General features: G+C 37.5%; 10 protein-coding genes. 5 read left to right on the top strand and 5 right to left on the bottom strand.

What is annotated here, in order from left to right:
- Positions 1-32 precede the first annotated feature (32 nt).
- The 4 genes from K8S13_RS03330 to K8S13_RS03315 all read left to right on the top strand — a co-directional run bounded on the left by K8S13_RS03330 (position 33) and on the right by K8S13_RS03315 (position 6715).
- Entirely contained in the window at positions 33-1337 is a 1305-nt protein-coding gene (locus tag K8S13_RS03330) for an outer membrane beta-barrel protein (protein WP_291460436.1), read from the top strand.
- 4 nt (positions 1338-1341) lie between these two features.
- On the top strand, positions 1342-2136 hold the full coding sequence (locus K8S13_RS03325; RefSeq protein WP_291460434.1) for a polysaccharide biosynthesis/export family protein: 795 nt from the start codon (positions 1342-1344) through the stop codon (positions 2134-2136).
- Between the two features lie 2 nt (positions 2137-2138).
- A complete protein-coding gene (locus K8S13_RS03320; RefSeq protein WP_291460433.1) occupies positions 2139-4331 on the top strand; it encodes a polysaccharide biosynthesis tyrosine autokinase in 2193 nt (730 codons plus the stop codon).
- Positions 4332-4429: 98 nt separating this feature from the next.
- Complete coding sequence (locus K8S13_RS03315) at positions 4430-6715, top strand: O-antigen ligase family protein (RefSeq protein ID WP_291460432.1); 2286 nt, start codon at positions 4430-4432, stop codon at positions 6713-6715.
- Here K8S13_RS03315 and K8S13_RS03310 read toward each other — a convergent pair.
- From K8S13_RS03310 to K8S13_RS03295, 4 genes are read right to left on the bottom strand one after another with little or no spacing between them, the layout of a single operon-like run.
- The gene (locus K8S13_RS03310; protein WP_291460430.1) at positions 6705-7241 is read right to left on the bottom strand and encodes a hypothetical protein; all 537 of its coding nucleotides are present in this window, start codon (positions 7239-7241) and stop codon (positions 6705-6707) included. The genes K8S13_RS03315 and K8S13_RS03310 overlap by 11 nt on opposite strands.
- Positions 7242-7246: 5 nt before the next feature.
- A complete protein-coding gene (locus tag K8S13_RS03305; RefSeq protein WP_291460428.1) occupies positions 7247-7864 on the bottom strand; it encodes a methyl-accepting chemotaxis protein in 618 nt (205 codons plus the stop codon).
- Positions 7857-8594: a hypothetical protein gene (locus tag K8S13_RS03300; protein WP_291460426.1), complete on the bottom strand. Its 738-nt coding sequence runs from the start codon at positions 8592-8594 to the stop codon at positions 7857-7859. Before K8S13_RS03300 ends, K8S13_RS03305 begins: the two co-directional genes overlap by 8 nt.
- A 23-nt stretch (positions 8595-8617) precedes the next feature.
- Entirely contained in the window at positions 8618-9046 is a 429-nt protein-coding gene (locus K8S13_RS03295) for a hypothetical protein (RefSeq protein WP_291460424.1), read from the bottom strand.
- 53 nt (positions 9047-9099) lie between these two features.
- On the opposite strand from K8S13_RS03295, the gene K8S13_RS03290 reads away from it, so the two are divergent.
- Positions 9100-9999: an SPOR domain-containing protein gene (locus tag K8S13_RS03290; RefSeq protein WP_291460422.1), complete on the top strand. Its 900-nt coding sequence runs from the start codon at positions 9100-9102 to the stop codon at positions 9997-9999.
- A 73-nt stretch (positions 10000-10072) separates the two neighbouring features.
- Here K8S13_RS03290 and K8S13_RS03285 read toward each other — a convergent pair.
- Positions 10073-10819, bottom strand: a 747-nt coding sequence (locus tag K8S13_RS03285; protein WP_291460420.1) for a DUF933 domain-containing protein, incomplete at its 5' end; no start/stop codon positions are given.

The raw sequence follows: 10819 nt of genomic DNA, 5'->3' as shown, positions 1-10819 counted from the left end.
TTGGTCTTTTATATTAAATAGTGGGGTAGAACATGAGATATAAAAAAAACATGGCTCAACTGATTTTTACTGCTTTTTTTATTACCTTGATGGTCCAGACAGCTTTTTGTGAAGACGCTCCTCCTGTCGGCCAGTCAAAAAGCATACCTGTGACAGATGAACAAGGGATTTCTGCTGATATTTTTGGCCAGAAAGGTGGTCGTTTTCATCCGTTTTTACTTTTTGAAGCAATCTATACAGACAACCTTTTTGCCACCAATTCTAATACAAAAGACGATTTTATTACCACCATTGCTCCGGGTATCTGGCTTGCTTTTCCAGCAAACAGGGAAAAACTTTTAGCCATTGACACCACCACAACTTCTCCGGGCGGGCTCAACTTAAGCCGTATCAAACCTGAAGCCACCAGACGATACCAGAGCTATTTTTTATACTCACCTGAATTTGTCCTATATTCTGATTATTCCACGCATGACCATGTAAATCATAGAGCAGAAGGTCTTTTGCAGTACAATTTTAATTCCGGCCTCTCGTTTGATCTGATTGATATTTTCCATGACAGGGAAGAAATTGCCGGCAATGGCATTACAAACACTCTTTATCGGCACCAGGATAATCTTCTGGATTTTATCACCACCTATGATGCTCCCTCGGGCAAATTCAAACTGCAGGCTACCTACTCAAATTATGATATTGACTATAAGGACGATGTGATTAATTATAGAGACAGAAACGACAACTCTTTTGGGATATCCGCGTTTTATAAATTCTGGCCCAAGACATCACTTTTCGTCGAATATAATTATTCAGATATTGATTTTGATGCTGGGGCAACAAATGACAGTGTTGAAAATCGATATTATGCAGGTGTAAACTGGGACATTACTGCTAAAACAAGAGGAACATTAAAATTAGGCTATATAGATAAGGATTTTGACTTATCAACCGCTGAAGACCAGGATAACTTTTCACTAGAACTTCAAACCCAGCATAATTTGACCCCAAAGAGGGCACTCCAGATAAATGGATATCGAAAATTTCATGAATCAGATCTAGTGAATGCTTCGAGCTTTCTCTCTACAGGTATTGATATAGGACTGATGCAGCGGTTTACCGAAAAATGGTCTGGAACCCTGAATGCCTTTTATGAACAAAATAAATATAATGGGTTCGATCGGGATGATGATTTATACGGATTCGGGCCGGCCATCAGATTTGAACCCAAAAAATGGCTGATTTTTGATTTAGGGTATCAATACCATCATAATAACTCAAATATTACCTTTTATGATTATAAAATTCATCAGATCTTTTTACGAATAAGTCTGTCCATGTAACGCCATGAGCAATTTAATTTTTAAAAAAACATGGATTCTGATCCTTGTTTTTATACCGATATTGTCCTTTGCCCAGGAGTATACCATTGGGGAAGGAGATGTGCTTGATATTAATGTTTATGAAAATGAAGACCTTTCCACTACTGTAAGGGTGAGTGCAGACTATACCATCCGCGTCCCTCTTCTGGGTGAAATCAATGTGAAAGACTTAACGGTTTCACAGGTTTCTGCAAAAATTGAAAAATTGTTTGCAGACGGATATCTGGTAAATCCCCAGGTGGATGTATTTATTTCAGAACACCGGAGCAAAAAAGCCATTATCCTTGGACAAATCAGGAATCCCGGCCAATATGAATTAAGAGGAAAGATCACCTTTCTGGAGTTTATTTCAAAAGCCGGTGGTCTGACTGCTGATGCCGGCAGCACCGCCATCATCAAACGGATTTCCGGATCCGGTAATAACAAAGATCAGATTGTCATTGATTTGGACAAACTGATTAAAAAAGGAGATGCATCCCTTAATATCTCCATTCAGGACGATGACAGCATCTATATTTCCAAAGCCAAAACATATTATGTCTCCGGTGAGGTTAAAAAGCCGGATTCTTATACATATGAACAGGAACTGACTGTCATTAAAGCCATTACCATGGCCGGCGGATTTTCTAAAATTGCTGCAAAAAATAAAGTTAAAATTATCAGAAAAATTAAGGGTAAAAAGAGTATTTTTAACAATGTTAACATGGATGAACCCATACTCCCGAATGACGTTATCGTTGTTCCTGAAAGTTTTTTCTAATCATGGATGAAAAAGAAATACATTTAAGAGATTATCTTCGTATTATTGGCAAACGAAAAGGAACTATTTTTACCTTTTTTCTATTAACCCTTATAACCGTCATCATTGCCACATTTACTGCAACGCCATTATATCTTGCCTCCACTAAAGTTATTATAGAAAAAAATACCTCTGATTCTTTGACAAACAGCTATCGATACACCCCTTATGATCCCGAATTTTTAGAAACCCAGCATCAGTTAATTAAAAGTGCCGCAGTTGTCGAGAAAGTCGTTGAAAATCTGGACCCTGAAAAAATGTACGACACTTTTTTTGCTGAAAAAGAAGAAAAAACATCCTATCTCATCAGTGTTTTAAGCTGGTTTAAGGATCAATTTTTAGTATTTAAGGAAATGATCGGGATTGAAAAATTATTTTCCTCCTCAAATGAGACAGTGAATAAAAAAATCCCGGCAGAGCTCGACATTCCGCTGACAAAAGCCAAGAAGCTTGAAAATATTATCAAAGCAGGCATTTCTGTGGACCCGGTTGCCAATTCAAGAGTGGTTCAGATTGGCTACATTTCTGATAACCCTGCTGTTGCAATGAAAGTTGCCAACTCAGTTGCCCAGGCCTATATTGACGAACTGATTGATATGCAGATGAAAGTTGCAGGATATAGTATCGGGTGGATGAGAAAAAAGGGTGAAACTCAACGGGTAAAACTTGAAGAATCAGAAATAGCCTTACACAGCTATAAAAAAAAACATGATATTGTAACCGTAGAAAACCGCCTTACTGTCCTTCCGGAAAGACTTTCAGAACTCTCTAAAAACCTTACAAGAGCAGAAACAAAGAGAAAGGAACTATTTGCGATTTACAACCAGGTTAAAAATGTAAAAAAAGAAGATCTGGAAACAATTGCTGTGATTGTTAAAAATACTTCTGTTGATTCGATCAACAAGAAGATCCTCATCGCAGACCAGAAAATTTCAGAACTTTCAAAAAAATATGGTCCAAAACATCCTAAAATGATCACGGCCAATAATGAATTAAAAAGCCTTAAGGATAAAAAATACAAAGCATTGAAAACTGCTGTCCAGACTATTAAAAATGAATATTTGCTTACTAAATCCAATGAAAGAGATCTAAGAGAGCTTTTGGACCAGACAAAATTCAAGGCAGCAAGACTTGGAGAAAAATCTATCCAGCTTGGCATCCTGCAAAGAAAAGTAGATACAAACAGGTATCTCTATGATGCGTTAATCAAAAAAATAAAGGAAAAAGGCATTACTGAAAAAAGCCAGACCGTCAATGTCTGGGTCATTGAAAAAGCCCAATTGCCAAAATTTCCTGCAAAACCCAAAAAAAAAAGGAATATTCTTCTGGGCATTATCCTGGGGCTTTTCGGTGGTATCGGCCTTGCCTTCTTTTTAGAATATCTGGACAATACAGTTAAAACTCCGGAAGATGTTGAAGACAGATTTAATATTCCTGTTATCAGCACTATTGATCTTTTTAAAGAAAAAAATCAAACCATTGTACAGAATGTTTTAAAAGATACGTCCTCTTTGATCGCAGAAAGCTTTAAGGGATTAAGGACCTCTGTTTTTCTTTCTTCTGCTGACAACCCGCCCAAGATTCTTTTAATCACAAGCATGGCACCGGGGGAAGGCAAATCATCTGTGGCAGTTTGTCTTGCAGGCAGTATTGCTCAAACAGGAAAAAGAATCCTTCTGATAGATGCAGATATGAGACGTCCGGTGCAACATAAAAATTTCAACCAGGAGAACACTTCAGGTTTAAGTTCTTTACTCGCCGGTGTCGCAGAGGAGGATGAGAGTATCCAGTTAGATATCCTTGAAAATCTGGATCTGATCACTGCCGGTCCCATACCTCCGAATCCCTCAGAACTTTTAAGTTCAAAAAAATTCAAAGAAATGCTCCATACATTTTCCAATTCCTATGACATGGTTATTATTGACTCACCCCCTTTGGCCAGTGTGACCGATCCTGTCATATTAAGCCAGAATGTGGACGGAGTGATTATTGTCACCTGGGCCGGCAAAACAACTTATGAAATATTGGGAAAAGGCCTCAAACAGCTCACAGAAATCAATGCACCCATTACAGGACTGGTGCTGAACCGGTTCAGTGCCAAAAAGAGTGGATATTACTACAATTATGGTGATTATTATTATTCATCAGAATCATAATTAATATGTCATTAAAACTTTCAAAAGGTTTGTTTTTTTTCTTATTTATTTTCTCACCTTTAGCATTTGGAACGACTGAACCATGGTCTTATGCCATAATGGAGACGGGCACAGGGTTGGCATGTCTGCTCTTTTTCATCTCAATTTTAAAAAACAACAACAAATTATACCAGGTCCCGGGCATAACGCCTTTACTTTTATTTCTTTTTTATATTCTCTTTCAACTCATACCTTTGCCCCCGTTTATAATTGAATACTTATCGCCTGAAACTTTTAAAATACATCAAATAACAAACCTGCTGGCTGATACAAATTCATGGATGAGCATTTCCGTTCATCAAAAAGCCACTCTGTCCGAATTTTTCAGATACGCCACCTATGTCATGTTTTATGTATTAACTATTCAACTGCTGAAAGAAAAAGAGATGCTTCAGACCACAGTCCTTGTGATTGTATTTTTTGGAGGGCTTCTGGCATTTTCTTCCATCTTGCAGTTTTATCTGACAGAGGACATGGCATTATGGTTCAGGCATTCTCCGATTAATTCCATTGTGGTGGGACCCTATGCCAACCACAACCATTATGCAGGTCTCATGGAGCTAATCTTTCCTGTCGTGCTTGGCCTTTTTTTATTTTACAGACCCAGGATTGGAAACACCTCCCTGATAAAAGGGATTGCCCAGATATTCAGCCAGGAAAAGGCCAATATTCATATTCTTATCGGAGCATCAGCATTATTGATTGTTATTTCCATTTTTGTCAGCCTGTCCAGAGGCGCCATGATCAGTACGTGCTTTTCACTTCTCTTATTTACATTTTTTCTTCTGAAACGAAAAATCAGTAAAGGAAACACCCTGCTGATGATTGGTCTCATCATCATCACCACACTCTCAATTGGATGGTTTGGATGGGATCAGATCTTTGAAAGATTTGCAAAACTGAAGAATGCCCAGGGTATCATTTATCAATCCCGGCTTGACTTCTGGAAAGATACACAGGGTATTATCAGTCATCATACAATCACCGGGTCCGGTATGGGAACTTTTTCACATATTTATCCCTTGCATCGTTCTTTCAAAAGGCAAGGATTCCTTACCCATGCCCATAATGATTATCTTGAACTTCTGGCAGAAGGCGGTATCATTGCCTTTTTACTTGCTGCATCCTTTTTATTGACCCTGTTTTATAAAACCTATAAAACTTTCTCAAAAAGAAGAGATGCTTTTTCAATCTATCTCTATATTGGCTGTATCACAGCTATGGTTTCGATCCTTTTGCACAGTTTTACGGATTTCAATATGCACATTGGGGCCAACGGACTCTGGTTCTTTTTTATCGCAGGCATTGCTGTTTCTGCTGCAAACACCGGCTTAAGAAAACAAAGCAAAGAAACCAGACTTGCACCTGTAAATGCTCTAAGTAAAAAATTGAGCTCTGCCTTTATCGTTTGCAGTGTTGCTGTTCTCCTGATGCTATATAATATTTCAAATTTATTAGGCGTCTTTTATTACTCAAACATTAAAAATTATACAATGAGTGTAAAAACACCGCCTGATATTATTAAAAAAATTGAAAAAGTAGCTGGCTTTGCATCACAATTTGATCCGTTTCATGCGGCCTATTCATTCACGCAAGCCAATACCGCCTGGTTTTTAAATGATCTTGAAAGATCACGAACACATTTTATTGATTCTTTACGTCTCGATCCTTTAAATTCAAGGCATTTGAACCGGTTTGCCTCCTTTCTTGCTCAACAGGGTGAACCGGCAAAGGGACATGCTGCCTTTAAAAACAGTATGGTTTATGACAAAAGTAATGCTGAATACACATTTCAATATGGAACCTGGCTGCTTGCACAAAAAGATTTCAAGCAAGGGTTTGAATATATGAAAAAAACATTGGCTTTGAACGAAAAATATTTTGAACGGGTTCTGACATCAATGATTGTTTCGGGAGTAAATGACAGCGATATGGAGCAGGCCATTCCCAATCTGCCCGGGCCGACCATTGAATATGCCAATTTTTTAAGCAATACAGGTTCCATGGAAGATGCCGTCATCAAATATCTTGCTGCGCTTGATTTGATTGAAACCCTGCACAATAAAACCATTTTCACTCATAAAGACCCTTTAGTTAAAATTCGTTTCTTTTATTATAAAATATTCAAATTTTTCAGGACCCGCAATGACTTAAAAAATGCCATGGGAGTGATGGAAAAAGCGGAAAGAACCCTTCCAATGGATGCCAGGATAAAAATTACACTTGGCGATTTATATTATAGCCAGGGTATTTTGTATAAGGCCTTTGATAAATATGACCATGCTCTTTTATTGGAACCGGGCAACAAAAAAGCATTAAAAATGATACAAAAGCTCAATCAGTAACATGCTTTTCTGCAAATTGTGCCATGACCTCGTGGATGCGCTGGGGAGGTGAGATGGTAAAATAATTTTCCACAACAACATGGCCTATTTCGTGGGCCACGACTCTTAAGTAGGCATTATCCGCCGAGTAAAATATCCTGTTCTTATGTGGTGAATAAAATGCGATATACTCCACATCAATATGATAAATTCGACGAAAATCTTTTTGCACTTCTTTTTCACTGGGATGAATAACAATAGAAAACCTAAGTTGAGGCGGGAACATATCTAAGACAGCCATGACTTTTTCAACAACGAAATTGATCTTTGCGATCACCTCATCTTCTATGGTATCGCCTCTGGCTTTTCTAATTTGTGATTTGAGTCGCCCCATGTATAATTCATTATTAAATTCCCGCAAATCATCATGGTCAAAATAAGTAATTACAGCATATCTTGATTCAAGTTCATAGGCAGCACAATCCAGAGAAAAAGAAAAAATTATTCCTAAAAAAAATAATATATATATAGGCTTGAAACGAATCATATTCCCTATAATCTATCCCGGGAAAATGTATAGTCATTTATCATGGTATGAACATTTTTTTGACTCTCCAGTATTTGATTAAGAAAAGGCTCTGCTTTGCTGATATCCATATCAGCATCTTTCAAGGTTTTTCTCAATTGATGGACTGAAATTTCAATCTTTGAATTAAATGTTTCGATTAAAGATAATTGCTCAGAAAGAATAAAATTGAAAGCATTTATTTTTTGTGCCAGATTTTTGCCTTCATCCTTTTGGCGCAAGATAATTTTATCTGAAAGATCACCCCCCACCATCGCATCAAAAGTTTTTTCAAACCGATAAAAAGGACCGGCTACCCTGTGGGTTAGAAACAGGGTGATTATAACCACAAGTCCTCCCCCCAAAACAATGAACAACCATTGGGTACTGAGAATTTTTTTAAACAGTATATCCGGTGTGACGCCTAGTTGAAGATGATAATTATCATAAGCAATGGAAAGCGTATTAGAAGAAAAAAAGCTGAACACCCCTATAAATAAAATACTTCCAATTGTGGCCAAAAGAAAATAATTAAAAATATAGCGCCCCTGAAATTCTTTATTGATAAAATAATTTCGTCGCTTATATTGAACCTGACTATTCATTTTTCCTCCAGATTTCTGCTGTTTGTCTGATTGTATCTGTCCATTGCGCCAAAAGCTGCTCCTTTTTTTTATCCTGAATAAAAAGAGAAACTCGTTTAATATCAAACTCTTCCTTTTTGCCCGGGTCTTCTTTTTTTTGAATATCATCAAGCATGTACACAAAAATTCCGAAATTAGTTTTCTTGAGTTTAGAAGATTCTCCTATATTTAAATTCAATACCATAAATTTCAGATCATCGGACAGATCGATAAAATCAGCTTCGAGTTTTTCAATGGTTTCATTGGTTCGCTTTTGTGCGTCTTTCAGGCTTGGATAAATCATCTTGGTAAAAAAAAGTCTGTTTTGAATCAATGCTTCATATTTTGCAATCTCATCATTGGTAACATCCACCACCAGAGAATCCCATTTTCGGTCCAGAAGAATTTTTATCAAAGACTGCTCATAAAAATTTTCAACGGACTGCCTGAAACTTTCTTCCTTATTAATATCCATCCTGATCGCTTCCTGAATAAGGAGCTGTTTAGTGATAACCGACTCAATAAATTGTTCCCGGCTCATAACATGAGACGTCTTTGCATGTGACATTTTTTCAAATTCATCTTCGGAAATAATCCGGTCGTTTATTGATAAAAACGGTTTTGAAATTTCAACACGGGTATTAAACAATCCATAGGCTGCCAATCCGGAAAAAACAATCATGATCGCAATAATATAGTAAACATACTTCATCTTAAATTCAGTCCTTTAAAAGATTAATTATCAACAATCAGACGGCCTGTATTTCTCTCTACCTGAATGCACCTGTCATCATAAAGTCTTTGCATATTATAGTCTTTAATGTTTGTTATTTCAAGTTCAGGCAGGCCATTTTCTTTGAACCATTTTCGAATAAGCGGTAATTGTTCCGGATCTTGAACCCTGGCAGTGAATATCTTGACCCTAATGCCATTATTGATCATCTTTTTAACCAGAGCCAGCATGGCAGGAACCGGTTCTCCCACTTCATCGTATGAGGACATCCTGTTGTAATAGGCCAGTGTCCCGTCAAGGTCTACACCGGTCCACATTTTAGGCAACTCTTTATTTGAATCATCCAGGGTTTGATCAGAAGAATGGATGGAATATTCCTTGGTAACTTCCTCTTTTGCTTTTTTTAAATATTTTTTTATTGAATTTAACATACTCTTTTATATAATATATAATTTGTCGAAAACAAATAAAAAGGGAGTATTTCTTGAAAAAAATTATATTTCTAATTTTTATGTCCTTAATTTTTTATACTATAGTTTTTGCAGAAACCCAAAGAGAACTATTTGATAAAGGGGTCCTCCTTTTTAAGCAAGGCCAGCACCAACAGGCCATTGATACATTCTCAAAACTGATTGAAATCGCTCCCGACAATGCAGATGCCTACAAAAACCGTGGCGTTTCTTATATGAAACAGGAAAAATTTGATCTTGCAATTCAGGATTTTGAAAAAGCAAAAAAATTATTTCCCGAGCTGAAGGGACTTTATAGTAATCTGGGTGTGGCATGGTATTACAAAAAAGAGTATGAAAAAGCCATTGAAAGCTATGAAATTGAAATTGAAATGGCACCGGAGAATCATGTGGCATATTTTAACCGGGCTTTGTGTCTTGCCGAACTCGACCAAAACAAACAAGCCCTTGATGATCTTTCAAAAACGCTGAGCCTCAAGCCTGATTTTTACTGGGCAATCTGTTATAAGGCAGATCTGCTTGTTCTGGAAGGAGAAAATATCAGAGCCATTGAAACCTATGAAGAAGCCATCAAACAAGACCCGAACAGTTCGTATGCAACAGAAAAACTGGTTCAACTTAAGCAAAAAATAAAAAAGAAAGACAAACCTGAAAGCACTAAAGAGCCAAGTAACAGCTATGCCCTTCAGGCAGGCGCTTTTCTCAACCAGGCAAATGCCCATAAGATGAACACCCAATTGATCAATAAAGGGTTTGATTCAAGGATACTGATTCTTAAAGATTCCAGGGACAGAACCTGGTATCTGGTAAGATCAGGCAATTATACAAATCGAGATGGAGCTCAAAAGGCTTGCCTGTCATTAAAGAACAAACTTGGCATTAACCCGCTGATTCGTCCTGTGAGCGCCTGGTAATATTATTTTGCCTGATGACATTATTTGAACTGGTGGCATTATTTTAATTTGCAATATTATTTTAAATATCCGGTCAGACGGAAAACCTGATATTTAAAATATCCCCGTCTTCAACAAGATATTCCTTGCCTTCCACATAAATTTTGCCGGCCTTTTTAAGTTCTGCTTCATTGCCGGCTTCCATGAGTTCACCATATTTGAATACTTCCGCACGGATAAAGCCTCTTTCAAGATCAGAATGAATCACACCGGCAGCTTTAGGCGCTTTTGCGCCCTTTCTGACCAGCCACTGCCGGACTTCATCCTTTCCAACCGTAAAAAAGGAAATCAGGTTCAAAGATTTCAAACAAAGCTTTGTCAGGCTCTCAAGGGCTGTTTGCGTTATGCCAAGATCTTCTAAAAATTCATTTTTTTCTTCCTGGGTATCCAGCATGGCAATTTCAGCCTCAACTTTTGCAGATACCAGCATGACTTCTATTTCCTGGGTTTCGCAGCTTTGCCTGAACCTTGAAAGGATGGCCTCACTCTCAAGGTCATCTTCAGACACGTTAACGGCAATGACCAGTTTTTTCCTTGTAATAAAGGGATAACTCCTGATCATCTTTTCCTCATCATCCGTCAATTTAATCAACCTTAACGGTTTTTCCTGTTCAAGAAAGTCTTTTAACTTGTTCATGAGCACAAGTTCTTTCTGCTGATCTTCATCCTTTATCTTTTTGACCATTGCCTCAAGACGTTCGATTCGTTTTTCAATAAATATCTGGTCATGCATGATCAATTCGGAATTAACCATCTCAAAATCCCTTATGGCATCCACAGA

It is taken from the genome of Desulfobacula sp. (assembly GCF_021107415.1).
Note: the sequence above shows the minus strand (reverse complement) of the source record. Positions and strands in the feature narration are given on the sequence as shown.